Genomic DNA, 24,999 nt, shown 5'->3' on the forward strand with positions numbered 1-24,999 from the left:
ATGCGCGGTAAAGATGAAGAGAATCTCACCGTCGTGCACGTCGTACGCCACGGTGAGGTCCACAACCCCGACGGCGTCCTCTACGGCCGCAACCCCGGCTACCACCTCTCCGACCTGGGCCGGCGGATGGCCGAGCGCGTGGCGGAGCACCTCGCCGCGCGCGACGTGCGGTACGTCGTCGCCTCCCCGCTGGAGCGCGCGCAGGAGACCGCCGCGCCCGTCGCGAAGGCGCACGGCCTGGAGGTCGCCGGCGACGACCGGCTCATCGAGGCGGCCAACGTCTTCGAGGGCAAGGCGTTCGGCGTCGGCGACGGCGCGCTGCGCAAGCCGGCGAACTGGAAGTACTTCACCAACCCCTTCCGCCCCTCCTGGGGCGAGCCGTACATCGACCAGGTCGTACGGATGATGGGCGCGCTGCAGTCCGCCCGCGAGGCCGCCCGTGGTCACGAGGCCGTCTGCGTCAGCCACCAACTGCCCATCTGGATCCTGCGCAGCTTCGCCGAGGGCCGGCGGCTGTGGCACGACCCACGGTCGCGGCAGTGCACGCTGGCGTCGCTGACGTCGTTCACGTTCGACGGCGACGACATCGTCTCCGTCGGCTACAGCGAGCCCGCCCGCGACCTCGTGCCGCCGCACCTCCTCGCGGGGGCGCAGCGCAAGTTCGGCCGGGGCGCCATCCGCGGCGCGGCGGCCAACGCCCCGCGGGCGTAGCGCCCGCGCGGCCCGCCCGGGCCCGTACGCGGAGCGGCGGCCCCCGGCCGCGCATGCCCCGGCCCCGGCGGCGTACGACCGACGGCCCCCCGCGGACCCGCTGAGCAGCCCCTCCGTCCCGCCGCGCGGCGCTAGAGGGGGGTGGAGAAGATCCCTCTCCGGGCCATGCGAAACTTTTCACATGATTTCTGCGAGGAGGCTCCACCGCCGGACCCTCGCGGCCGCCGCCGCGGCCGTCGCCGGCGCGCTGGCGCTGACCGCGTGCGGCGAGGACGCGACGTCGTCCGGTGGCAACACCCAGTTCGTCAGCGGCACCGGCCAGCTCACCGTGGTGAAGGCGAGCGAGCGCCTCGCCGCGCCGGACATCTCCGGCGAGACCACCGACGGCGAGGAACTCGCGCTCGCCGACTACCGGGGCAAGGTCGTCGTCCTCAACGTGTGGGGCTCCTGGTGCGCCCCCTGCCGCGCCGAGGCGCCGAACCTGCGCAAGGTCTCCGAGGACACCGCCGACCGCGGCGTGCAGTTCGTCGGCATCAACACCCGCGACCTCGACGTGGCCAACGCCCAGGCGTTCGACCGCTCCTTCAAGATCGAGTACCCGAGCCTGTACGACCCGTCGGGCAAGCTGATCCTGAAGTTCCCCGAGAACAGCCTCTCGCCACAGGCGATCCCCTCCACGCTCATCCTCGACCGCGAGGGGAAGATCGCCGTACGGGCCCTCAAGCCGCTCTCCGAGAAGGAGCTGCGCAAGGCGCTCGAACCGGTCATCGAGGAGAAGTGACGTAAGCCATGGAGCCGAACCAGACCGTGCTGACCGGGGCCCTGCTGCTGGCCCTGCCGGTCGCGGTGCTCGGCGGCCTCGTGTCCTTCTTCTCCCCGTGCGTGCTGCCGCTCGTGCCCGGCTATCTCAGCTACGTCACCGGGGTCAGCGGCACCGACCTGGAGAACGCCCGCCGCGGCCGGATGGCCGCCGGCGCCGGGCTCTTCGTCCTCGGCTTCACCGCGGTCTTCGTCTCGACGGGCGCGTTCTTCGGCGGCGTCGGCAACAACCTGCTGGAGCACCGGGAGACGATCTCCAAGGTCGTCGGCGCGCTGACGATACTGCTCGGGCTGACGTTCATGGGGATACTGGGCCGCACCCTCGGCGGGTTCACGCAGCGGGAGTTCCGGATCCACAAGCGGCCCGCGGTGGGTCTCGCCGGGGCGCCGATGCTCGGCATGGTCTTCGGCATCGGCTGGACGCCGTGCATCGGCCCGACGCTGATCTCGGTGCTCGCCCTGTCCACGAACGAGGCCAGCGCCGGCCGCGGCGCGCTGCTCACGGTCGCGTACTGCGTGGGCCTGGGGCTGCCGTTCATCGTCGCCGCCATCGCCTTCCGGCGGGCGCTCGGGGCGTTCGCCTGGGTCAAGCAGCACTATGTGTGGGTCATGCGAATCGGCGGCGGCATGCTCGTCGTGACCGGCATCCTGCTACTCACGGGCATCTGGGACCGCATCATCAACGAGATGCAGGTCTGGACGTCGAACTTCACTGTGGGGATCTGAGCCATGACCACGACCGACGAGCGCGAGCTGACGGCCGCCGCGTCCCAGTTGTCCACGGCACCGGTCGACGACTCGCCGCAGAGCCCGGTGCCGCAGGGCGGCTCGTTCGGGCGCGAGCTCGTGGCGTGGGCGCGCTGGTTCTGGCGGCAGCTCACCTCGATGCGGGTGGCGCTGATACTGCTGTTCCTGCTCTCGCTCGGCGCCATCCCCGGCTCGCTCATCCCGCAGAACTCGGTCGACGAGATCGCGGTGGTCCAGTTCCGCGAGCGGCACGAGACGCTGGGCCCGCTCTACGACAAGCTCCAGCTCTTCGACGTCTACAGCTCGGTGTGGTTCTCGGCGATCTACATCCTGCTCTTCGTCTCGCTGGCCGGCTGCATCATCCCGCGCTCCTGGCAGTTCGTCGGACAGCTCCGCGCCCGCCCGCCGCGCGCCCCGCGGAACCTCACGCGGCTGCCCGCGTACACGACGTGGGAGACCGAGGCCGAAGGGGCCGAGGTGCGCGCGGCCGCGGAGCGGATCCTGCGGCGGCGCCGGTTCCGCTACGCCGTGGCGCCGGCCGGCGACGAGGGCGCGATCTCCGCCGAGAAGGGCTATCTGCGCGAGGCCGGCAACCTGCTGTTCCACATCGCGCTCTTCATCCTCCTCGTCGCCTTCGCCGTGGGTAACCTCCTGCGCGTCGAGGGCGGCAAGCTGATCGTCAAGGGCGACGGCTTCGCCAACACCCTCACGCAGTACGACGACTTCCAGGACTCCGCGTTCGGCGCCGACCTGGACTCGTTCGGCTTCACGCTGGACGACTTCACGGCGACGTTCGAGAAGGACGGGCCGCAGCGCGGCACGGCGCGCGAGTTCTACGCCGATCTGACCTGGTGGAAGGGTGCGGCGGGCGAGCAGCACAAGGCCCGCGTCGAGGTCAACCACCCGCTACAGATCGACGACACCAAGATCTTCCTCATCGGCCACGGCTACGCGCCCGTCGTCACGGTCCGCGACGGCCAGGGCGACGTGGCGTTCAGCGGCCCGGTCGCGTTCCTGCCGCAGGACGGCAACCACACCTCCACCGGCGCGATCAAGGTCCCGGACTACCGGGACGAGAACGGCGAGAAGACGCAGATCGCCTTCCAGGGCTTCTTCACCCCGACGTTCGGCGGCTACAGCAAGGACGGGATGGTCTCGCAGTTCCCGGGGCCCGACTATCCCGCGCTGTTCCTCAACGCCTACCGCGGCGACCTCGGCGTGGACGCCGGCGTGCCGCAGAACGTGTACCAGCTCGACACCGAGCGGCTGAAGCAGTTCAAGCAGAAGAACGGCGAGCCGCTGCGGAAGTCGCTGCGGCCCGGCGACACGTTCACGCTGCCGAACGGGGCGGGGTCGCTGAAGTTCGAGCGGCTGGAGCGCTGGGCCAGCTTCCAGGTCTCCCAGCAGCCCGGCAACTACTGGGCGCTGGGCGGGTCCATCCTCGCGATCGTCGGCCTCGCCGGGTCGCTGTTCATCCAGCGCCGGCGGGTGTGGCTGCGTACGGCGCCGGGGGCGGACGGCCGTACGGTCGTGGAGCTGGCGGGGCTGGGGCGCAGCGAGAGCGCGCGGCTGCCGGAGGAGCTGGCGGACCTGGCGGTGGCGCTGCAGACGGACGGGGCACCGGCGGTGGCCACCGCGGACGACGCCGACGCCGGGGAAACCGACGGCCCCGATGCCACGGCGGACGAGGCGGCGGCCGGGGAGAAGAAGTCCGGGGGCGCCGGGGACAAGTCCGGCGCGGCCGGGGGTGGGTCCGCGGCGGCGGGTGCGAAGTCCGTAGAGTCCGAAGCCGAGCCCGCAGCCACGACGTCAGAAGAGACCGAGTCAGACGAACCCGACGAGCCCGAAGGGCCCGAAGCCAAGCCCGATGAAGGAGCGCGCGCGTGAACATCGCTGCCGCGACGGACCAGAACCTGGCGGACATCAGCAACGTCCTCATCTACTCGGCGATGGCCGTCTACGCCCTCGCCTTCTTCGCGCATGTCGGGGAGTGGGTCTTCGGCAGCCGTAGCCGCGTGGCCACGACCGCCGCCGCGCTCACCCCGCGGCAGGCGGCCGGCGCGGAGGCGCCCGCCGTGACCGTCACGGTCAAGAAGCGCGGCGGCGGCACCGCCGTGCTGGAGCGCCCGAAGGTCGTCACCCGCGGTTCCTCCGGCGCCGCGGCCGTGCCCGACGGTCCCGGCGCGGCGGGCGGCGACGAGCAGGGCGACGTCTACGGCCGCGTCGCCGTCTCCCTCACGGTGCTGGCCTTCGCGCTGCACGCCGCCGGGGTGCTGACGCGCGCCCTCTCGGTGCAGCGGGCGCCGTGGGGCAACATGTACGAGTTCTCCACGACCTTCTCCATGGTCGCGGTGGCCGCGTACCTCGGCTTCCTGGCGGCCCGCAAGAACATCCGCTGGATGGGCCTGCCGCTCGTCACCACGGTCCTGCTCGACCTGGGCCTGGCCGTGTCGGTGCTCTACACCGACAGCGACCAGTTGGTGCCGGCGCTCGACTCGTACTGGCTGTGGATCCACGTCTCGCTCGCCATCGCCTGCGGGGCGCTGTTCTACCTCGGTATGGTCGCGACGGTCCTCTACCTCTTCCGCGAGCGCTACGAGGCGAAGCTCGCGGACCCGAAGGGCCCGCAGCCCGGTTCGTTCGCGCGCTCGGTGCTGAGCCGGATGCCGGCGGCGTCGTCGCTGGACAAGTTCGCGTACCGGGTGAACGCGGCGGTCTTCCCGTTCTGGACCTTCACCATCGTGGCGGGCGCGATCTGGGCGGAGAGCGCCTGGGGCCGCTACTGGGGCTGGGACCCCAAGGAGGTCTGGTCGTTCATCACGTGGGTCGCGTACGCCTGCTACCTGCACGCCCGCGCCACGGCCGGGTGGAAGGGCCGCAAGGCCGCGTACCTGGCGATCGTCGCGTTCCTCTGCTTCCTCTTCAATTACTACGGCGTCAACATGTTCGTCGACGGCCTGCACTCCTACTCCGGCACCTAGGCCCCGCCCGCGATACCTCCCTCTGTTTGCCGCCCCCGACGCGCGAAGTGCACACTGGAAGGGCAAGGAGGGAGGTATCGCAATGCTGGAAGTGAAGACCATCGAGAAGCCGGACGAACGACGCGACTTCCCGCGCGGTCACCTCGAAGCGGTGCACATGACCGGCCTGGATTTCGCGGTCGCGACTTTCGAGCCCGGCTGGCGCTGGTCGGAGTCGGTCAAACCCCTGGCGGGTACCGAAACCTGTATGGTGCACCACAACGGTTACGTCGTTCAGGGCCGCATGCGCATCCTCATGGACAGCGGCCAGGAATCCGAGGTGCAGGCCGGCGACGTCTTCGTCTGCCCGCCCGGCCACGACGCCTGGGTCGTGGGTGACGAACAGGTCATCCTCTACGACTTCGCCGGCGCCATGGCGACGGAGTACGCGAAGGGAAGCTGAGGACGATGACGTTCGTGCAGCTCATCGAGTACGAGTCGGACAATCCCGAGGAACTGGGCCGCGCCATGGACGAATGGATGGCGGCCACCGAGGGGAAACGCACGATGTCGCGGGAAATCCACGCACGGGACCGGGAAAGCAGCCGGCATTTCGTGGACATCGTCGAATTCCCGTCGTATGAACAGGCGATGGTCAACAACGACCTGCCGGAAACGCAGCGCATCGCGGGGCGGCTCCGCGAGCTGTGCACCTCAGAACCCAGGTTCGTCGACCTGGACGTCGTGGACGACCGTTCCTGACAAGGGGTACGCCCGCACACGACCTGACGGCGCGCGCGCCGGTCGGCAAGGCCCTCTGGTCTCGGACGGTCCCCCGCGGTCATCCTGGGGCCATGGTCACCTCCAACGGCTACGTCCTGGACGAGTCCCCGCGCCGCCTCGGCGAGTTGCGGCCCGTGCCGGACGCCGAGCGGGGTGACCGCGAGGCGCTGTGGACGCGGCTGCGGCGGGAGGGGTACCTGTGGCTGCGGGGGGTGCTCGACCCCGGCGGCGTACGGGAGTTCCGGCGCTTCTACTTCGCGCACGTCGACCCCGAGCAGCCCCGCGGCGAGCAGCGGGCCGCGCTGTTCGGGCGGGTCGTGCCGGGGCGCGAGTACGCGGAGTTCTGCGCGCAGCCCGCGGTGCGGGACTGGTACGCGTGGTTCCTCGGCGGCGGGACGTTCCTCCACCGGCGCAAGATCCTGCGCCACACCCGGCCCGGCGAGGCCGGAGTCGGCACGGCCACGCAGGCGCACTACGACCTCGTCTATCTCCGCGAGGGTACGGACCGGGTGCTCAGCTCGTGGATCCCGCTCGGCGACTGCCCCGTGGAGCTGGGCGGGCTCGTGTATCTGGAGCGGAGCCACGTACGGGTCCTCGCGGCCGAGGCGGCGGGCACGCTGAAGCGCCCGGCCGCCTCGATCACCGCGGACCTGCCGGCGCTGGCGGAGGAGTACGACGCGCGCTGGCTCCTCGCGGACTACGCGGCCGGTGACATGGTCGTCCACTCCGCGCACATGGTGCACGCGTCGCTGGACAACACCGCGGCCACGTACCGGCTGTCGACCGACATCCGCCACCAGCGCGCCGACCAGCCCATCGACTGGCGCTGGCAGGAGCACTGGCACGACCTCGACGGGCTCTGATCAGACAGCCGCCTCCCCCTCGTCCGGCCACAGCTCCGGGCGCCGCGCCGCCACCGCCGCCGCCATCCGGGCCACCGCCTCCGCCGCCGGCAGCGGCGCGGGCCGCCGCCCGTCGCGCAGCCGCAGCGCCGCCGCCCCGCCCGCCGCCTCCCGGGCCCCGACCACCACCTGGTACGGGGCCAGCCGCGCACCCCGTACCCGCGCACCCAGGGTGCCCCGCTCGGGACCCACCAGCTCCGCCCGCAGCCCCGCCGCCACGCACCGCCGCAGCAGCGCCTCCGCCGGCGCCGCCTCCGCCTCGCCCACCGGCAGCACCACCGCCTGCACCGGCGCCAGCCACGGCGGGAACGCCCCCTGGTGCACCTCCACGAGCTGCGCCACCGCCCGCTCCGCACTGCCGACGACCGAGCGGTGCACCATCACCGGGCGGTGCCGCCCGCCGTCCGCGCCCACGTACGCGAGGCCGAAGCGCGCCGGCTGGTGGAAGTCGACCTGCACGGTGGACAGGGTCGCCTCGCGGCCTGCCGCGTCCAGCACCTGTACGTCGATCTTCGGCCCGTAGAACGCCGCCTCGCCCTCCTCGGCCTCGTAGTCGATCCCGGCCGCGGCGAGCGCCTGCTCCAGCAGCGCCCCCGCCCGCCGCCACAGCTCCGGGTCGCGCACGTACTTGGCGCCGGGGCCCGGCAGCGAGAGCCGGTAGCGGGCGGCAGCGAGACCCATCGCCGCGTACGCCTCGCGGATCAGCCGCAGCGCGGCCAGCGCCTCGCCGGCGACCTGCTCCAGGGTGCAGAAGACGTGCGCGTCGTTGAGCTGGATGGCGCGTACGCGGGTGAGGCCGCCGAGGACGCCGGACAGCTCGGCGCGGTACATGCCGCCCAGCTCGGCGATGCGCAGCGGGAGTTCGCGGTAGCTGCGCTCGCGGGAGCGGTAGATGAGGGCGTGGTGGGGGCAGAGGCTGGGGCGGAGTACGACTTCCTCACCGTCCGGGCGGCCGTCGGGGCCGCCGCCGAGGCGCATGGGCGGGAACATGTCGTCGCGGTAGTGCTCCCAGTGCCCTGACAGCTCGTACAGCTCGCGCTTGCCGAGCACGGGTGAGTAGACGCGCTGGTAGCCGGCGCGCTGCTCGACGTCGGCGACGTACTCCTCCAGCGCCTGCCGCACGGCGGCGCCGGCGGGCAGCCAGTACGGGAGTCCGGCGCCGATGAGGGGGTCGGTGCCGAAGAGGCCGAGTTCGCGGCCGAGGCGGCGGTGGTCTTTCACGGTGGGGCTCCTCGCGGGTCGGTGGGGGGCGGTGGCCGCCCGCGGGGGTGGTGCACGCCGAAGCCCCGGGGCGGTCGCCCCGGGGCTTCGGCTGGGTCGTGGGTCAGCGCGCCGGGACGGTGTCCGGCGTCGTCGTCTGCACAGCGCGCTTCATGCGGAGGAGGCTAGCAGGGCCGGGGAGCGGGCCCAGAACCTTTTTCCGGTACGGGCGCGGGCCCGGGTACGGGTACGGGTGCGGGCCCGGAGCCGCCCCCGGGGCCCGCGGCGCCCGCCGGGCCGAAGCGGGCCCGGTACGCCGACGGGCTCAGCCCCGTACGCCGCCGCACCTGCGCCAGCAGGTTCGCCGCCGTGCCCAGCCCGCTCGTCCGCGCCACCACCTCCAGCCGGTGCTCCCCGCGCTCGATCAGCCGGCACGCCAGCGCCACCCGCTCCCCCGTCAGCCACGCCAGCGGCGTGGTGCCCAGCTCCCGGACGAAGCGCCGGTGCAGCGTGGCCGGGCTGACGGCGGCGTACCCGGCCAGGTCGGCGACGGCCAGCGGCCGGTCGAGCCGCTCCGCCGCCCAGGCGAGCACCGGGGCGAGCGAGGCGTCCGGCACCGCCGGCACCGGGCGCTCGATGAACTGCCGCTGCCCGCCGTCGCGGTGGGCGGCGAAGACGAGCCGGCGGGAGAGGGTGAAGAAGCCGTCGTGCATGCGCACGCCGGGCACGGGGGCGCAGAGCGTGAAGTCGTACCACGCGACGTCCAGCTCGGGCCGGCGCAGCCCGAACAGCTCGGTGGCGATGCCCATTTCGAAGGGGTTCGACCCGGCGTCGCACGAGGACACCGACGAGTTCTTCCTCGTCGTCGAGAGCGAGCTGCGCATCGGCCTGCGGGAGGCCCGCGGCGAGCGTACGGTCACGCTGCCCAGGGGTGCCGTGTCCACCGTGCCGCGCGGCGTGTGGAGCACCGGCCCGTGGCCGCGCCCGGCACGGCGACCATGATGTCCGAGCCGGCCGGCACGGTGAACGTCGGCGACCGCCACGAGGCGGTGCCGGCGCACATCCCGTCCACGACCGGCTTCGAGCTGGCGTAGCGCCCGGGGTCAGGCGGCCGGGTGCCGCGGGTCGCGGCCCGTCGCGGCCAGCGCGCGGTCGAACGCCGGAGCGTCCTGCGGTACGGGCACGGCGTCGGCGAAGCCGTCGTACTGCCGGTACATCTCGCCGTGGTCCTCCGCGACCCGCAGCGCCAGCGCCGCCACCCCCTCCGATGCCCGGAACTCCTGCCCGGTCGCCCGCGCCACGTCCCAGCCGTGCACCGCCAGCTCCTTGACGATCACCGCCGCCACCTCCGGCGCGGGCATCTCCAGGAAGCCCAGGTCGACGTCCCCCTCCCAGGCCGCGGGCGCCGCCCAGGCGGCGACGGCCCGGTCGAGCTGCGCGGCGTACGCGTCCGCCCAGCCGGGCTCCGCAGCGAAGTCGCGCTTCGGCAGCTCCTCGGGGAGCTGAGTGCGGCGGGCGCGGTGCTCCAGGCCGTGGGAGGTGAAGCAGACCCAGTGGTTGACGAGGGCGCGCACGTCCCAGTCCGGGCAGGGCGTGGGTCCCGCCAACTGCTCCGGCCGTACGCCCCTGGCCACCCGCGCGGCCTCGGCGGCGCACTCCTTCATCAGCGCGTACACATCGGCGTTCTCGCTTGCGTCCCGGCTGTTCTCGCTGCTCATACGGGCGAACGTACGGCGAGCGCCGCGGCCGGTCTTGAACAAACGCGACAGCTACGCTGCGCGTATGCCCGGCTCCGGATTCGACGACGCACGCGGCGTCCTGCACCCCGGCGAGCACGCCCGGCTCGCCTCGCTCGACCGCCGCCGGCCCGGCGCGGCGCTGGCGCCGTTCGTCGACTGGTTCTGGCACGTGCGCTGGCAACTGCCGGGCGCGGCCACGTACGACACGAAGGTCCTCACGCACCCGAACCTGCACCTGGTCTTCGAGGAGCCCGAGCCGCTGGTGTACGGGGTGCAGCGCGACCTGTTCGTACGCCGGCTGGCGGGCGGCGGGCAGGTGCTCGGGGTGCGGTTCCGGCCGGGCGGCTTCCGGGCCCTGACGGCGGGTCCGGTGGCGGAGCTGGTCGACCGGCGGGTGCCGGCGGCGGAGCTGCTCGGGCCGGGCGCGGCGGAGGTGAGCCGGGCGGTGCTGCGGGCGGAGGGCCTGACGGAGATGTGCGCCGTGGCGGAGGACTTCCTGCGGCCGCTGCTGCCGGCGGCGCCGGATCCTGCCGCGGAGGAGGCGGCGGCCGTGGTGGCGCGGATCGCGGCGGAGCCGGGGCTGCTGCGGGTGGACCAGGTGGCCGCGGGGGCGGGAATGTCCGTACGGCGGCTGCAGCGGCTGTTCGCGGAGTACGTCGGGGCGAGCCCGAAGTGGGTGCTGCGGCGGGCCCGGCTCCAGGAGGCGGCGGCACGGGCGGACGCGGGGGCGGCACTGGACCTCGCGGCGCTGGCGGCGGACCTGGGCTACGCGGACCAGGCCCACCTGACACGGGACTTCACGGCGACGGTGGGCGCACCGCCGTCACGGTACGCGGAGGGCACGGCGGACTGAGGACGAACCTGCCGCCCCGCCCCCGTACGCCCCTCAGCCCGCCCAGTCCGGCCTGCGGCCCAGGTACGCCACCAGCCGCTCCCCCGGCTCCGCCCCCTCCCGCACCCACTGCACCGCCGCGAACCGCACCGGCCTGTCCTCCGCCGCCACGAACAGCGGCGCCAGCTCCAGCAGTTCCTCCGCCAGCGCCGGCGGCACCTGCTCCCGCTGCCCGCTCGCCCGGGCCAGGTCCCAGCCGTGCACCGCCAGCTCCAGCGCCCCCGTGCACGTCACCACCGCCGCCGCCAGCGGCAGGCTGCCGACCGTCACCAGCTCCCGCTGCCGCACCGCGGCCCATGCGCCGAGCAGCCGCCTGGCCCGGTCCCGTACCGCCTTGACCGGGTCGGCGAGGCTGTACGCGGCCTGCGGCTTGAGGGCGATGCGGCCGGTGTCCGCGGCCTCGTTGAGCGCCGCGATCGAGTCGCCGACGTGCGCGAGGAGCTGCCCGAGGTCCCAGTGCGCACAGGGCGTGGGCCGCCGCAGGTCGCCGGGGCCGACGCGGTGCAGCACGCCCAGCGCGTACGTCACCGACCGCTCCAGCAGCGCCACGCCGCCGAGCAGCGCCGTGGGCGCGCTCCCATCGGGCCTCATCGGCTCCCCCCGCCGCTCAGGACGGCCGGCAGGCCGGCGGTGGCGAACAGGGACGTGTCGAAGAAGCAGCCGACGTGCGAGACGGCGCGGCCGCCGGGCGCGACGGTCAGCACGTGCAACGCGAACGGATGATGGTCGCCGTCCGGGCCGCGGGTGTAAACGGCATACCCCGGCTGCCCGTTGAGGCCCACCGGCAGCAGCCGCGCGTCCCCGGGCGCGTACGGGCACTGCACCGAGACGAGCGTCGCCACCTGGTCGGGACCGCGGAACCACTCGGGAACCGGCGGCATCTCCCAGACCACGTCCTCGGTGAAGAGGCGCACGATCTCCCGTACGTCCTTGGTCACGAACGCCTCGACGTAGCGGTCCAGCAGCTCGCGCTGCGCCGCGTCCGCCGGCTCGGCGACCGACTCCTCGCTCGGCGCGGCCTTCTCCAACTGCGCCCGGGCGCGCTGCAACGCGCTGTTGACGGACGCCGTCGACGTATCCATCAGCTCGGCGACCTCCGCGGCCTTCCAGCGCAGTACGTCGCGGAGCAGCAGCACCGCGCGCTGCCGCGGCGGCAGGTGCTGGAGCGCGGCGACGAACGCGAGCCGCACGGACTCCCGCGACCCGACGACCGCCGCCGGATCCGCCGCGGAAGGCTCGACCAGCACGTCAGGCACCGGCTCCAGCCACGGCACCTCGGGCCGCTCGGTCAGCTCCCCCGCCGGGTCGTCGCCGGGGCCGCCGAGGCCGGTGGGCAGGGGTCGGCGCTGCCGCCGCTCCAGGGCGGTGAGGCAGGCGCGGGTGGCGATGGTGTGCAGCCAGGTGCGCACCGAGGAGCGGCCCTCGAAGTTGTCGTACGACCGCCAGGCGCGCAGGTACGTCTCCTGCACCAGGTCCTCGGCGTCGTGTACGGAGCCGAGCATCCGGTAACAGTGCGCAAGCAGCTCGCGCCGGTAGGGGTCGGACAACCGGAGGAAGTCCTCCCCGGCCGCCGTGTTCACCGTAGCCATCGCCGATCCGCCCTCTCTGGTCGCTTCCGCGGCACCCGCTACAAGCACTGACTGCGTGATGCACGAAAACTCATCGCCGGAGGGGCGGCCCGGGGCGGAAAAAGATCAGGGAAGGGATCCAGGCGGATCAGGCCGCGAAGGCGTCGGCGTGGGCCTGCGCCCACTGCTCGAAGGTGCGGGGCTCGCGCCCGGTGATGTCGTACACCGTGGACAGCACCGGCGACTCGTCGAGCGCGCCGCCGCGGTAGAAGTCGAAGAAGGCGTCGACGTACTCCTCCGGCATGGCCGCCGCCATCTCCGCGCGGGCCGTCGCGTCGTCCAGGCCCTCGAAGCGCAGCGGTCGGTCGAGCACGTCGCCGAGGACGGTGACCTGCTCGGCGGGCAGCAGCGGCTCGGGGCCCGACAGCTCGTAGACCTTGCCCTCGTGGCCGTCGCCGAGGAGCGTGTCGGCGACGACCTCGCCCACGTCGTACGGGTCGATGCAGGCGACCGGCACGTCGGCGAAGGGGCCGCGCACCACGTCGCCGGAGCGCAACTGGGGCAGCCAGCGCAGGGCGTTGGCGTCGAAGGCACTGGGGCGGACGACGGTCCAGGGGATGCCGGCGGCGCGCACGGCCTCCTCGGAGCGGACCATGTACGCGGTGACGGCGTTGCCCATGTCGCCGCTGGCGGCGGAGCGGCCGGAGAGCAGCGCGACACGGGCCACGCCGGCGCGGACGACCTGGGCGAGGAGGCCGGGCATGTCGCGGTGGCCGGGCAGCAGGAAGACGCCGTCGACGCCGGTGAGGGCCCCGGTGAGGGACGCGGGGTCGTCGAGGTCGCCGGCGACGGCGGTGGCGCGCGGGGGCAGCCCGGACAGCTCGCCGCCGCGGCTGAGCGCGCGGACCTCGGCGCCCTGCTCGGCCAGCGCCCTGACCACCTCGGACCCGACGTTGCCCCCCGCACCCGCGACCAGATACATCCGGCACTCCTTCCCGGCCCGCCGGCCGCGAACTCCGCGGTTGCGCGCGCTCGGCAAGCTCACAGCCTCGCACGCCGGTACCGCGGCTGTGCAGCCTGTCTTACGCCATGGACAGGTGCACGGCCGGGCGCGCGGCGGCAGTGCCCGGGCGCACCGCACCCACTCCGCGGGGGCCTTCGCCGGGAGGAAGGTCTCCCTGGGCGAAGGGGTCGGCGAACTCGGCGGTCTCCTCATCCGTGCGGTCCCGTCTCGCACACCAGACGCCACCCTCTCCCCCGCCGGCCACCTGCTTATCCTGGGCGTATGCCTACCGCAGTCGTCACCGGCGCGAGCAGCGGCATCGGCGCGGCCACGGCCCGTCAGCTCGCCGCCGCCGGTCACCATGTCGTCCTGACCGCCCGCCGCAAGGACCGTATAGACGCGCTCGCCGAGGAGCTGACCGCCGCCGGGTACGCGGCCACCCCGTACGCGCTGGACGTCACCGACCGCGCCGCCGTGGACGCCTTCGCCGCCTCCCTCGAAAGCTGCGACGTGCTCGTCAACAACGCCGGCGGCGCCCTCGGCACCGAGCAGGTCGAGGCCGGCGACCCGGCCGACTGGCGGGCGATGTACGAGGTGAACGTCATCGGGACGCTCAACCTCACCCAGGCGCTGCTGCCCGCCCTCGTCGCCTCCGGCGACGGCACGGTGGTCATCGTCACCTCCACCGCGGGCCACGCCGTGTACGAGGGCGGCGGGGGCTACGTCGCCGCGAAGTTCGCCGAGCACAGCATCGCCGCCACCCTCAGGCTGGAGCTCAACGGCCGCCCCGTCCGCGTCATCGAGATCGCCCCCGGCATGACCCGCACCGAGGGCTTCGCGGTGACGCGGATGCGCGGCGACGCGGAGAGGGCCGCCGCCGTCTACGCGGGCGTGAAGGAGCCCCTGACGTCCGAGGACGTCGCGGACACCATCGCCTGGGCCGTGACCCGCCCGGCGCATGTGAACGTCGACCTCCTCGTCGTACGCCCCCGGGCGCAGGCCGCGAACTACAAGGTCCACCGCGAGCCGTAAACCCCGGCGCAGAGCCCCGGCACCCGAATGGCCGCGCCGCGGCAGCCGTCGCGTGCGCGGGGCGGGAGAGTCGACGTAACGCCGCCGCCAGGGGAAGGAAGTGCCGTCGTGACCCCGGGCCCGTACCCCCCGATCGCGGACCACGGCATCATCGGAGACCTGCAGACCGTCGCGCTGGTCTCCGCCGAGGGCGTGGTCGACTGGCTGTGCGCGCCGCGCTTCGACTCCCCCAGCGTCTTCGGCGCGCTCCTCGACGCCGGGCGCGGCGGGCGCTTCGCGCTCACCGCCGACGCCCCCGACGCCGTCCCCCGGCAGATCTACCTGCCCGGCACCGCCGTCCTCGTCACCCGCTTCCTGTCCACCGGGGGCATCGGCGAGGTGCTGGACTTCATGCCGGTGGACCATCCGGAGCAGCCGACGGACACCCACCGGGTGATCCGGCTCGTACGGGCGCTGCGCGGCCCGATGCGCTTCACGCTCGACTGCAGCCCCCGCTTCGACTACGGCCGCGACCCGCACCGGCTCGAACTCGAAGGAGGAACCGCCCGGTTCCGCTCCGCCACCGCGGACGGACACCTCCAGCTCCTCGGCCCGGTCGGCGACCTGACCCGCGAGGGCGACGACGTGCGGGCCGTGCTGGAGCTGGCGCAGGGCCGCACCGCGGCGGCGGTGTTCACGGTGTGCGCCCCCGGCGCGGACCCGCCCCCGCCCGCGTACGAGCGGGACGTGCACCGGGAGCTGAGCAAGGTACGTGCCTACTGGCACCGCTGGACCGCCCGCTGCACCTACCGGGGCCGCTGGCGCGAGGTGGTCACCCGCTCCGCGATCACGCTGAAGCTGCTGACGTACGCCCCGACCGGCGCCCCGGTGGCCGCCGCCACCATGGGGCTGCCCGAACAGGTCGGCGGCGAGCGGAACTGGGACTACCGCTACACCTGGATCCGCGACGCCTCCCTGTCCGTACGCGCCCTCCTCGACCTCGGCTACGCCGCCGAGGCGGACGCCTACCGGCGCTGGCTCGGCGAACTCCTCGGCGCCGCCCACGCCGCCCGCTCGGCCACCGGCACCGCGGTGGCCGCGGACGGCGCCGGCGACACCCCCCGCGGCACCGTCAGCGGCGAGCCGCTCCAGGTCATGTACCGCGTCGACGGCGACCCCCACCTGCCCGAGGAGACCCTGCCGCACTGGGAGGGCTACCGCCGCTCCGCCCCCGTGCGCGCCGGCAACGCCGCCGCCGACCAGCTCCAGCTCGACATCTACGGCGAGGCCGTCTACGCCCTCGCCCAGGCCAGCCGCACGGCAGGACCCGCCGGCTACGACGCCTGGCGCTGCCTCGCCGCGCTCCTCGACTGGCTCGCCGACCACTGGGACCGCCCCGACGAGGGCATCTGGGAGACCCGCGGCGGGCCCAAGGACTTCACCTACAGCCGGCTGATGTGCTGGGTCGCCTTCGAGCGCGGCATCCGGATGGCCGCGGAACTCGCCCGCCCCGCCAACGTCGCCCGCTGGACCGCCGCGCGCGACGCGATCTTCGAGCAGGTGATGGAGCGCGGCTACAGTCCGCGGCGGCAGGCGTTCGTCCAGCACTACGGCGCCGACGTGCTCGACGCCTCGCTGCTGCTGATGCCGCTCGTCGGCTTCGTCGCGCCGGCCGAGCCGCGCTGGCTGTCGACGCTGCGGGCGATGGAGGCGGAGCTGGTCACCGACAGCCTCGTGCACCGGTACGACCCGTCCGCCGCCCCCGACGGGCTGCGGGGCAGCGAGGGCACGTTCTCGCTGTGCAGCTTCCTGTACGTGTCGGCCCTCGCCGGCGCGGGGCACGTGGACCGGGCGCGCTACGCGTTCGACAAAATGCTCACGTACGCCAACCACGTGGGCCTGTTCGCCGAGGAGATCGGCCCCACCGGTGAACAACTCGGCAACTTCCCGCAGGCGTTCACCCACCTCGCGCTCATCTTGGCCGCACTGACCCTGGACGAGGCGCTGGACGCCGCGGAGAAAGAAGGAGGCACGGCCGCCCATGGGTGACCTGCTGCTCGTACGGCACGGCCAGACCGAGTGGAGCCGCGACGGCCGCCACACGGGCCGTACGGATCTGCCGCTGACCGACGTGGGCGAGGAGCAGGCCCGCGCGCTGGCCCCGCTGCTCGCCGGGCGGCGCATCGCCACGGTGCTGTGCAGCCCGCTGCGTCGTGCGGTGCGCACGGCCGAACTGGCGCTGCCCGGCCGCCGCGGCGCGGTGCTGGAGCCGCGGCTGCAGGAGTGGGACTACGGCGGCTACGAGGGCCTGACCACCCCGGAGATCCAGGCGGAGCGGCCCGGCTGGGACCTGTGGCACGACGGCGTACCCGCGGGCGGCCCCGGCCACCCCGGGGAGACCCTGGCGTCCGTCGGGGACCGCTGCGACGAGGTGCTGGCCGTCGCCGACGCGGCGCGGCAGGAGACGGACGGCGACGTGCTGCTCGTCGCCCACGGGCACGTCCTGCGCGTCCTCACCGCCCGCCGGCTGGGCCAGCGCCCGGCCGCGGGCGCGCTGTACCGGCTGGAGACCGCCACGCTGTCGGCCCTCGGTACGGAACACGACAGACCCGTACTTCTCGGCTGGAACATCCCGGCGCGCAGCGCTCGATGAGACGCGACATGCCCGCCTCCCGCGCCCATGCGACAAGATAAGCGGGTCAACCGCCTTACGGCGGACACCCGACCGGGCGAACCAGCAGGACGTGCGATAAACATGGTGGTCGTCCGCCACCTGCGGACGGCACCATGTCCTGTAGTCGGAAGGAGCCTTCTCCCGTGCAGCGAAGGGCACTCGCGCAGGCCGTCGCGACGGCCGCCGTGCTCGCGGTCGCGCTGGCCGGCTGCACCGGCTCCGACCAGGGCAGCGGCGCGGTCGACAGCCAGACAGGCGGGGCCGGCGCAGCCTCCGTACCGGTGCCGTCGGGGAAGTACAGCACGCTGCCCGAGCCGTGCACGGCGCTGAGCGCCGGGACGCTGGAGGAAATGCTGCCGGGGACGGCGGACGAGGAGAGCGACGAGGACGCCGAGGCGGCCCTTGCCGGCGAGCCGGACCTGACGTATGACGCCGACCGGCAGGTGGGCTGCCGCTGGGAGCGGGAGACCACCGAGGGCGGGCACAAGCTGGAGTTGCAGTTCGAGCGGATCGTGTCGTACGACGACGAGGTCAGCGACGACCAGCAGGCCGCCCAGATCTACGCCGAGCGGGCCGAGGAGCACGACGTCGACGTGAGCAGCGGCCGGCCCGATCTGCCCGACAAGACGGAGACCGGCAACACCTCGGGCGGCGTCCCGGCCACGGGCGAGAGCAGCCCGCCGGGCGGCGGCAAGGACGGGGACGCCGGCGCGAGCGACGAGCCCGGGACGGGCGGGAGCAGCGGCGAGGCGGGCGGCGAGGACTCCGAGGGCGGTACGCAGGGCAGCACGCCCGACAGCACCGACGGCAGCACGCCCGACAGCACGGACGACAGCACCGGCTCCCCCGACGACGGCTCCAGCCCCGCCGAGACCATCGCCCCCCGCCTCCTCGACGACATCGGCGACGAGTCCTTCCTCGACGACAAGACCGCCGGCGCCTCCCCCGGGGTCCAGCGCGAGGTGACAGTGGTGTTCCGCACGTCGAACGTCGTGGTGACCGTCACGTACGACCAGTGGCACACCGCGGGTGCCGAGCCGCCGGACAGCGCTGAGCTGCAACAGCGCGCCCAGCAGGTCGCCGACCGGCTCGCCGACCAGCTCGCCGGCTGACGCCCCGGCCGCCCGTACGCCGTCGGCGCCTGCGGGTACGCTCGCAAGCTGGCGCACGCGAGGCGCCTGGCCCAGGGCGTCGTGCCCCCACCACGCGCCGCCCGACGACCGAGTGATGAAGGACCCATGCACCGCTCCACGACCCGCATCCCCCGAGCCCTGGCCGCCGCGGCCGTGCCCGTGATACTCGTCACCGCCGGCTGCTCCTCCGGCGACGACGGCGGCGACAGCGGCAAGCCGAGCAGCGCCGCGCCGTCCGCGGAGAGCAGCGAGCCGCAGATCGAGCCGGCGAAGTTCGCCAAGCTGCCCGACCCCTGCGGCGCGCTCGCGAAGGACAGCATCAAGGACCTGGTGCCGGGGGCGAAGAGCACCGCCGGCAAGGCGGGCAAGTCCGCCGACACCTCCCAGCGCAGCAGTTGCTCCTGGGACGGCCTCGACGGCTACCAGTGGCGCTGGCTCGACGTCTCCTACCAGCGCTACGACTCCGACCCGGCCGTCGGCAGCGGCGCCGACCGCGCCGCCGAGTACTACGGCAAGCAGGTCAAGGGCGCCGAGGCGGTCGAGGGCGCCAAGGGCATGAAGACCTCCGCGCCGTCGGGCCTGGGGCAGAAGGCCGCGGGGTTCACGTACGAGACGACGGAGGACAAGCAGGACTACCGGAAGCAGACGGTCGTCTCGCTGCAGGAAAACGTCGTCGTCACCGTGAACTACCACGGCGCCGGTTTCCAGGGCTCGGATCAGCCCAAGTCCGCCGACCTGCTGAAGGACGCCGAGAAGGCGACCAAGGAGGCCCTGGCCGCGGTCAAGTGAGCGAACCTGCATACGCAAGCCCGTACAGCCGTGCGAGGCTAGCGTGGCTCCGGGCAGGACCCGGGGCGGCCGGTGATCGCCAGCGGAGAGGGAACGGCGCGTGGACAGGGCTCCTGCGATACGCATGAACCGGACGCACCGCATACTCATCACCGTCGTCGTCCTCGGCGCGGCGGTGATCGCGGCGATCGGCTTCGCCGGGTCCTACGCGGCCGTGCGCGACCTCGCCGAGAAGAAGGGCTTCGGCGACTTCGCGGTCTTCTTCCCCATCGGCATCGATGCGGGCATCGTGGTGCTGCTGGCCCTCGACCTGCTGCTGACCTGGATCCGCATCCCGTTCCCGCTGCTGCGGCAGGCGGCGTGGCTGCTGACGGCGGCGACGATCGCGTTCAACGGTGCGGCGGCGTGGCCCGACCCGCTGGGCGTCGGGATGCACGCGATCATCCCGGTGCTGTTCGTGGTGGCGGTGGAGGCCGCGCGGCACGCGATCGGCCGGATCGCGGACATCACGGCCGACAAGTACATGGAGGGCGTGCGCGTCTCGCGCTGGCTGCTGGCCTTCCCCTCCACGTTCCGGCTCTGGCGGCGGATGAAGCTGTGGGAGCTGCGCTCGTACGAGGAGGTCATCCGTCTCGAACAGGACCGTATGGTCTACCGCGCCCGGCTGCGCGCCCGCTACGGCCGGGCGTGGCGGCGGAAGGCGCCGGTGGAGGCGGTCATGCCGCTGAAGCTGGCACGGTACGGAGTGCCGCTGGCGGAGACGGCGCAGGCGGGGCTGGCGGCGGCGGGCATCGACGCGCCGCTGCGGCCGGCCGGATCGGTCGCGCGGACGGCGCACGCCCTGGAGCCCGCACAGGACGTACAAACCACGCAAACTGCACAGGACGCACAAACTGCACAGACCGCACAAGCTGTGCTGCCTGTACAGACCGCACAGCCCGCCCAGGTCGCGTACCAGCCCGCGGCCGCCGCCCCGCAGGCCGAGCCGGCGCCGCCCGCCGCCGTCACCGCTCCCGCTCCCGCTCCCGTACCGGAACCCGAGCCGGAGCCCCTGCCCGCCCCCGAGCCCGTCGCGACGATCCCGGGGCCCGCGCCGCGCCGCGATCTGCGCGCCCCCGCCGGGGTCAACGGCCACCAGCGGGCCGCGGCGCAGCGGCCGGCCGCCGTCGACCCGCCGCCCCGGGAACCCGAGCCCGAACCCGAACCGGCGCCCGAGCCCGTCGCGCCGCCCGCTCCCGCCGACGACAGCGCCGAGGTCGTCGGGCTGCCGGACGGCGTGCCGTACGACGACGCGCTCTTCGGCTTCTACCGCCAGTTCGTGGTGGACGAGGGCCGCTTCCCCTCCGCGCGCGTGTTCGCCCGCTACCTGCGCGACGTCCACGGCGTCCACTACACCGACGGCCGCACGCTCGACGAGCGCTACCTGCGCACGTACACCCACGAACTGAAGGCGCGCTACAACCAGGGCATGGGCACCGCCTGACCGGCCGGCGGCGCCCCGCCCCGCGGCTTCAGCCGCCCAGCAGCTCCCGCACCCGCTCCTGCCCGACCGCCAGCAGCAGCGTCGGCAGCCGCGGCCCGGTGTCGCGGCCCACCAGCAGCCGGTACAGCAGCGCGAAGAACGCCCGCTGCTCCGCCTTCAGCTCCGGCGTCGGCTTCGCATCCGCGGGCAGCCCGGCGCGCAGCTTCGGCACCCCGTACAGCAGCGTCGTCAGCCCGTCCAGCGACCAGTGCTCGTCAAGACCGGCGAGCAGCAGCCGCAGCAGCTCCCTCTCGTCCTCGCCGAGCGACGCCAGCAGCTCCGCGTCCGCGTCCTTGCGTACCTGGGTGCGCTGGTCGGCCGGGACCTGCGTGGTGATCCAGCGCTCCGCCTTGTCCAGCCGCGGCCGCGCCTCGGCCAGCGACGTCAGCGGGTGCTCCGGGTCGACCTCGGCGAGGATCCGCAGCGTCTGCTCGTCGTCGCCCGCGGTCACGTCGGTCACGGAGGCGAGCATGCGGTACGGCAGCGGGCGCGGCGTCGCCGGCAGCGGCCCGGCGGCGGTGCCCGAGGCGCGCTCGTACGCCGCGACGTCGCCCGGCTGCGCCGAGCCCGCGCCGACCTTGCGGACGAGGGCGTCCCACTCGTCGTACGTCCGCTGGATCTCCTGGTCGAAGGCGACCTTGAACGACTGGTTCGGCCGGCGCCGCGCGTACAGCCAGCGCAGCAGCATCGGCTCCATGATCTCCAGCGCCTCGGCGGGCGTCGGCACGCCGCCCTTCGACGACGACATCTTCGCCATGCCGCTGATGCCGACGAACGCGTACATCGGGCCGATGGGCCGCTCCCAGCCGAAGATCCCGACGAGCTTGCCGCCGACGTTCCACGACGAGCCGGGCGAGTGGTGGTCGACGCCGGAGGGCTCGAAGACCACGCCCTCGTACGCCCAGCGCATCGGCCAGTCGACCTTCCAGACGAGCTTGCCGCGGTCGAACTCCGCGAGCCGCACGGTCTCGCCGTGCCCGCAGGCGCAGGTGTACGTCAGCTCGGTGGTCTCGTCGTCGTACGCGGTGACCGTCGTCAGGTCGCGCCCGCAGACCCCGCAGTACGGCTTGTACGGGTAGTACGCGCCGCCGGCCGTCAGGCCGTCGTCCTCGTCGGCGGCGCCGGAGCCCTCGGCCGCGGCCAGCTCCGCCTCGTCCACCGGCTTCTGCTGCTGCTTCTTCTGCTGCTTCGGCTTCGTGCGGAACTCGGCGAGGACCGCGTCGATCTCGGCACGGTGCCGCATCGCGAAGAGGATCTGCTCGCGGTACGCGCCCGCCGTGTACATCTCCGTCTGGCTGATGCCGCGGTACGTCACGCCCATCTCGGCGAGCGCGCCCTCCATGGCCGCCTTGAAGTGCGCGGCCCAACTCGGGTACGGGCTGCCCGCGGGCGCGGGCACGGAGGTCAGCGGCTTGCCGATGTGCTCCGCCCAGGACTCGTCGACGCCCTCGACGCCGGCGGGCACCTTGCGGAAACGGTCGTAGTCGTCCCAGGAGATCAGGTGCTCGCAGGGGACGCCGCGGCGGCGGATCTCGTCGGCCACCAGGTGCGGCGTCATCACCTCGCGCAGGTTGCCCAGGTGGATCGGTCCTGAAGGGGACAGGCCGGAGGCACAGACCACCGGTTTGCCGGGGGCGCGACGCTCCGCCTCGGCGATGACCTCGTCGGCGAAACGGGAGACCCAGTCGGCGGCCTCGGCGGTGGCACCCACAGTCCTGTACTTCCTCTCTCTGCGCGTCTCTGCAGCGCTTGCGGGACCCATTCTCCCAAACAAAACCGCCTTGCCCTGCATGGGATACTGAGGGCTCATCCCACCTCCAGAAGGAAGCGGCGATCACGAACATGGCCTCAGTCCCGTCCCTCGCCACCCAGGTCCGGCAGCGCGTCGCGGACGCCCTTGCGGCAGCACTGCCGCAGGAGGCGGCCGCGGACCCCCTGCTGCGACGCAGCGACCGGGCGGACTTCCAGGCCAACGGCATGCTGGCGCTGGCCAAGCGGCTGAAGACCAGCCCGCGGGAGCTGGCCGCCCAGGTCGCCGGGCAGGTCGACGCGGGCGACGTGCTCGCGGACGTCGAGGTCTCCGGGCCCGGCTTCCTCAACATCGCGGTGACGGACGCGGCGATCACGTCGACCCTCGCCGCGCGCGCCGCGGACGACCGCCTCGGCGTCCCGTACGCGGACGCCCCCGGCACGACCGTCATCGACTACGCCCAGCCGAACGTGGCGAAGGAGATGCACGTCGGGCACCTGCGGTCGGCGGTCATCGGCGACTCGCTCGTGCGGGTGCTGGAGTTCACCGGCGAGACGGTGGTCAGGCGGCACCACATCGGCGACTGGGGCACGCAGTTCGGCATGCTCATCCAGTACCTGGACGAGCACCCGCACGAGCTGGACCGCGGCGGCGCGGACGGCGCCGACGGCGCCGCCGTCTCCGGCGAAGAGGCCGCCTCCAACCTCAACAGGCTGTACAAGGCCGCCCGCGCCGTCTTCGACGCCGACGACGCCTTCAAGGAGCGGGCCAGGCGCCGGGTCGTCGCGCTGCAGTCGGGCGACCCGGAGACGCGGGCGCTGTGGCAGCGGTTCGTGGACGAGTCGAAGCTGTACTTCTTCTCGGTCTTCGACAAGCTCGACATGGAGGTCAGGGACGCCGACATCGTCGGCGAGTCCGGCTACAACGACATGCTGGACGAGACCTGCGAGCTGCTCGCGGACGCGGGCGTCGCGGTCGACTCCGAGGGCGCGCTGTGCGTCTTCTTCGACGACATCAAGGGCCAGGACGGCCAGCCGGTCCCGCTGATCGTCCGCAAGTCCGACGGCGGCTACGGGTACGCGGCCACCGACCTGTCCGCCATCCGCGACCGGGTGTTCAACATCAAGGCGCAGACGCTGCTCTACGTCGTGGACCACCGCCAGTCGCTGCACTTCCGGATGGTCTTCGAGACCGCCCGCCGGATGGGCTGGCTCGACGGCGGCGTGACGGCGACGCAGCTCGCGTTCGGCACGGTCCTGGGCAAGGACGGCAAGCCGTTCAAGACCCGGGCGGGCACGACCGTACGGCTGGAGGACCTGCTCGACGAGGCGGTCGACCGGGCGTCGTCGGTGGTCCGGGAGAAGGCCGACAAGGCGGTGCCGCCGCTGACGGAGGCGGAGATCGCGGAGCGCGGCGCGCAGGTGGGCATCGGCGCGGTCAAGTACGCCGACCTGTCCACGTCCGCGGCCCGGGACTACAAGTTCGACCTGGACCAGATGGTGTCCCTGCACGGCGACACCTCGGTCTACCTCCAGTACGCGTACGCCCGGATCCGCTCCATCCTCCGGCGCGCCGGCGACACCGCCCGCCCGGCGGCCCACCCGGAGCTGGCGCTCGAACCGGCGGAGCGGGCGCTGGGCCTGCACGTGGACGGCTTCGCGGCGGTGGTCGCGGAGGCGGCGGAGGAGTACGCGCCGCACAAGATCGCGGCGTACCTCTACCAACTCGCGTCGCACTTCACGACGTTCTACGAGCACTGCCCGGTCCTGAAGGCGGACACCCCCGCCCAGGTGGAGAACCGCCTGTTCCTCGGCGACCTGACGGCGCAGACCCTGCACACCGGCATGGCCCTGCTGGGCATCCGCACCCCGGAGCGCCTCTGACCGACCGGTCGCGGGCGGCTCCCGTAGGGTGATCGTCATGAGCGACTGGCAGTTGACGCGGACCTTCCCCAGCTCGGCCGGGGAGGTCCGCTGGGACCGGCTCGGGGCTGCCGGCGGGCGGCCGGTGGTGTTGCTGCACGGGACGCCGTGGTCGTCGTACACCTGGCGGGCCGTCGCGCGGGCCCTGGCGCGGGGGCGCGAGGTGTACGTCTGGGACATGCCCGGGTACGGGCAGTCGGAGAAGCGCGCCGGGCAGGACGTCTCGCTCGACGCGCAGGGGCGGATCTTCGTCCAACTGCTGGATCATTGGCGGTTGGACGAGCCGCTGGTCGTCGGGCACGACTTCGGCGGCGCCGTCGCGCTGCGCGCGCACCTGCTGCACGGCGCCGCGTACCGCGCGCTGGCCCTCGTCGACCCCGTCGCGCTCGCCCCCTGGGGCTCGCCGTTCTTCCGTCTCGTCAGGGACCACGCGCCCGTCTTCGAGCAGCTTCCGGCGGCACTGCACACCGCGCTCGTCCGCGAGTACATCACCACCACCGGCGGCCCCGGCCTCCACCCGGCGGTCCTCGACGCCCTCGTCGCCCCCTGGACCGACGACGCCGGCCGCCCGGCGTTCTACCGCCAGATCGCCCAGGCCGACCAGCGCTACACCGACGAGATCCAGCCCCGCTACGGCGAGATCGCCCTGCCCACGCTCATCTGCTGGGGCACGGACGACACCTGGATCCCGGTCGCCAAGGCCCGCGAACTGCACGCCCTCGTCCCGCACGCCGCACTGGAGCTGTTCGAGGGCGCGGGCCACCTGGCCCAGGAAGACGCCCCGGCCGAACTGACCGCCGTCCTGCAGACGTTCCTCACCGAGCAGTCCTAGGGTCTGTCTTCGATCTCGCGTCGTTCGCCCGCAGGGCGGGCG

Annotated in this window: 24 protein-coding genes and 1 pseudogene; 18 read left to right on the forward strand and 7 right to left on the reverse strand. The window is 73.5% G+C overall.

Translation table 11 applies throughout. The annotated features are described in order from the left end of the window. The 8 genes from CXR04_RS14495 (at position 1) to CXR04_RS14530 (ending at position 6,883) form a co-directional block, all read left to right on the forward strand. Positions 1-711 carry a histidine phosphatase family protein gene (locus CXR04_RS14495; RefSeq protein WP_234380223.1) on the forward strand — a complete coding sequence of 237 codons (711 nt, stop codon included), beginning with the start codon at positions 1-3 and terminating at the stop codon, positions 709-711. A gap of 181 nt (positions 712-892) precedes the next feature. Then, on the forward strand, positions 893-1,492 hold the full coding sequence (locus CXR04_RS14500; protein WP_101422525.1) for a TlpA family protein disulfide reductase: 600 nt from the start codon (positions 893-895) through the stop codon (positions 1,490-1,492). Between the two features lie 8 nt (positions 1,493-1,500). Beyond that, the gene (locus CXR04_RS14505; protein ID WP_101422527.1) at positions 1,501-2,256 is read left to right on the forward strand and encodes a cytochrome c biogenesis CcdA family protein; all 756 of its coding nucleotides are present in this window, start codon (positions 1,501-1,503) and stop codon (positions 2,254-2,256) included. Positions 2,257-2,259: 3 nt separating this feature from the next. Further along, positions 2,260-4,164 (forward strand): cytochrome c biogenesis protein ResB, encoded by a 1,905-nt coding sequence (gene resB, locus CXR04_RS14510; protein WP_101422530.1) that lies wholly within the window; start codon positions 2,260-2,262, stop codon positions 4,162-4,164. After that, complete coding sequence (ccsB, locus tag CXR04_RS14515) at positions 4,161-5,258, forward strand: c-type cytochrome biogenesis protein CcsB (RefSeq protein WP_101422532.1); 1,098 nt, start codon at positions 4,161-4,163, stop codon at positions 5,256-5,258. The genes resB and ccsB overlap by 4 nt, the downstream gene beginning before the upstream one ends. A gap of 82 nt (positions 5,259-5,340) precedes the next feature. Then, positions 5,341-5,700: a cupin domain-containing protein gene (locus tag CXR04_RS14520; RefSeq protein WP_101422534.1), complete on the forward strand. Its 360-nt coding sequence runs from the start codon at positions 5,341-5,343 to the stop codon at positions 5,698-5,700. 5 nt (positions 5,701-5,705) lie between these two features. Next, complete coding sequence (locus tag CXR04_RS14525; protein ID WP_101422536.1) at positions 5,706-5,999, forward strand: hypothetical protein; 294 nt, start codon at positions 5,706-5,708, stop codon at positions 5,997-5,999. Between the two features lie 92 nt (positions 6,000-6,091). After that, a complete protein-coding gene (locus tag CXR04_RS14530; RefSeq protein WP_101422538.1) occupies positions 6,092-6,883 on the forward strand; it encodes a phytanoyl-CoA dioxygenase family protein in 792 nt (263 codons plus the stop codon). On the opposite strand, the gene thrS is transcribed toward CXR04_RS14530, so the two are convergent. Then, positions 6,884-8,143, reverse strand: coding sequence for a threonine--tRNA ligase (gene thrS / locus CXR04_RS14535; protein WP_101422540.1), 1,260 nt, complete (start codon positions 8,141-8,143; stop codon positions 6,884-6,886). A 164-nt stretch (positions 8,144-8,307) separates the two neighbouring features. After that, positions 8,308-9,006, reverse strand: a complete 699-nt coding sequence (locus tag CXR04_RS14540; RefSeq protein ID WP_101426372.1) for a helix-turn-helix domain-containing protein — start codon at positions 9,004-9,006, stop codon at positions 8,308-8,310. Here CXR04_RS14540 and CXR04_RS14545 point away from each other — a divergent pair. Beyond that, positions 8,957-9,216 (forward strand): annotated as a pseudogene (locus CXR04_RS14545) (cupin domain-containing protein); the annotation flags it as partial. The gene CXR04_RS14540 and the pseudogene CXR04_RS14545 sit on opposite strands and share 50 nt — an antisense overlap. A 9-nt stretch (positions 9,217-9,225) precedes the next feature. Here CXR04_RS14545 and CXR04_RS14550 read toward each other — a convergent pair. Beyond that, positions 9,226-9,840 carry a TIGR03086 family metal-binding protein gene (locus CXR04_RS14550; RefSeq protein ID WP_101426373.1) on the reverse strand — a complete coding sequence of 205 codons (615 nt, stop codon included), beginning with the start codon at positions 9,838-9,840 and terminating at the stop codon, positions 9,226-9,228. A gap of 64 nt (positions 9,841-9,904) precedes the next feature. Here CXR04_RS14550 and CXR04_RS14555 point away from each other — a divergent pair, with 64 nt between their 5' ends. Further along, on the forward strand, positions 9,905-10,714 hold the full coding sequence (locus CXR04_RS14555) for an AraC family transcriptional regulator (protein WP_101422542.1): 810 nt from the start codon (positions 9,905-9,907) through the stop codon (positions 10,712-10,714). A gap of 33 nt (positions 10,715-10,747) precedes the next feature. On the opposite strand, the gene CXR04_RS14560 is transcribed toward CXR04_RS14555, so the two are convergent. The 3 genes from CXR04_RS14560 to CXR04_RS14570 all read right to left on the reverse strand — a co-directional run bounded on the left by CXR04_RS14560 (position 10,748) and on the right by CXR04_RS14570 (position 13,303). Next, entirely contained in the window at positions 10,748-11,344 is a 597-nt protein-coding gene (locus tag CXR04_RS14560) for a TIGR03086 family metal-binding protein (protein ID WP_101422544.1), read from the reverse strand. Beyond that, entirely contained in the window at positions 11,341-12,342 is a 1,002-nt protein-coding gene (locus CXR04_RS14565) for a sigma-70 family RNA polymerase sigma factor (RefSeq protein ID WP_234380224.1), read from the reverse strand. The genes CXR04_RS14560 and CXR04_RS14565 overlap by 4 nt, the downstream gene beginning before the upstream one ends. Before the next feature lie 127 nt (positions 12,343-12,469). Then, positions 12,470-13,303, reverse strand: a complete 834-nt coding sequence (locus CXR04_RS14570; protein WP_101422548.1) for an SDR family oxidoreductase — start codon at positions 13,301-13,303, stop codon at positions 12,470-12,472. Between the two features lie 303 nt (positions 13,304-13,606). Here CXR04_RS14570 and CXR04_RS14580 point away from each other — a divergent pair, with 303 nt between their 5' ends. The 6 genes from CXR04_RS14580 to CXR04_RS14605 all read left to right on the forward strand — a co-directional run bounded on the left by CXR04_RS14580 (position 13,607) and on the right by CXR04_RS14605 (position 20,414). Continuing rightward, positions 13,607-14,356 carry an SDR family NAD(P)-dependent oxidoreductase gene (locus tag CXR04_RS14580; protein WP_101422552.1) on the forward strand — a complete coding sequence of 250 codons (750 nt, stop codon included), beginning with the start codon at positions 13,607-13,609 and terminating at the stop codon, positions 14,354-14,356. A 108-nt stretch (positions 14,357-14,464) separates the two neighbouring features. After that, on the forward strand, positions 14,465-16,384 hold the full coding sequence (locus tag CXR04_RS14585; RefSeq protein WP_101422554.1) for a glycoside hydrolase family 15 protein: 1,920 nt from the start codon (positions 14,465-14,467) through the stop codon (positions 16,382-16,384). Continuing rightward, positions 16,377-16,988, forward strand: coding sequence for a histidine phosphatase family protein (locus tag CXR04_RS14590; RefSeq protein ID WP_101422556.1), 612 nt, complete (start codon positions 16,377-16,379; stop codon positions 16,986-16,988). The genes CXR04_RS14585 and CXR04_RS14590 overlap by 8 nt, the downstream gene beginning before the upstream one ends. A 164-nt stretch (positions 16,989-17,152) precedes the next feature. Beyond that, a complete protein-coding gene (locus CXR04_RS14595; protein ID WP_101422558.1) occupies positions 17,153-18,121 on the forward strand; it encodes a hypothetical protein in 969 nt (322 codons plus the stop codon). A gap of 126 nt (positions 18,122-18,247) precedes the next feature. Next, positions 18,248-18,931: a DUF3558 family protein gene (locus tag CXR04_RS14600; RefSeq protein ID WP_101422560.1), complete on the forward strand. Its 684-nt coding sequence runs from the start codon at positions 18,248-18,250 to the stop codon at positions 18,929-18,931. Between the two features lie 124 nt (positions 18,932-19,055). After that, positions 19,056-20,414, forward strand: coding sequence for a DUF2637 domain-containing protein (locus tag CXR04_RS14605; RefSeq protein ID WP_101422562.1), 1,359 nt, complete (start codon positions 19,056-19,058; stop codon positions 20,412-20,414). A 28-nt stretch (positions 20,415-20,442) separates the two neighbouring features. Here CXR04_RS14605 and lysS read toward each other — a convergent pair whose 3' ends face one another. Then, on the reverse strand, positions 20,443-22,164 hold the full coding sequence (gene lysS / locus CXR04_RS14610) for a lysine--tRNA ligase (protein WP_101422564.1): 1,722 nt from the start codon (positions 22,162-22,164) through the stop codon (positions 20,443-20,445). Between the two features lie 131 nt (positions 22,165-22,295). Between lysS and argS the strand changes: the two genes are divergently transcribed. Together argS and CXR04_RS14620 are read left to right on the forward strand one after the other, a co-directional pair. Further along, a complete protein-coding gene (gene argS, locus CXR04_RS14615; protein ID WP_101422566.1) occupies positions 22,296-24,086 on the forward strand; it encodes an arginine--tRNA ligase in 1,791 nt (596 codons plus the stop codon). Between the two features lie 37 nt (positions 24,087-24,123). After that, a complete protein-coding gene (locus CXR04_RS14620) occupies positions 24,124-24,957 on the forward strand; it encodes an alpha/beta fold hydrolase (RefSeq protein ID WP_101422568.1) in 834 nt (277 codons plus the stop codon). Positions 24,958-24,999 lie beyond the last annotated feature (42 nt).

It is taken from the genome of Streptomyces sp. CMB-StM0423 (assembly GCF_002847285.1).
Classification (GTDB): Bacteria; Actinomycetota; Actinomycetes; order Streptomycetales; family Streptomycetaceae; genus Streptomyces.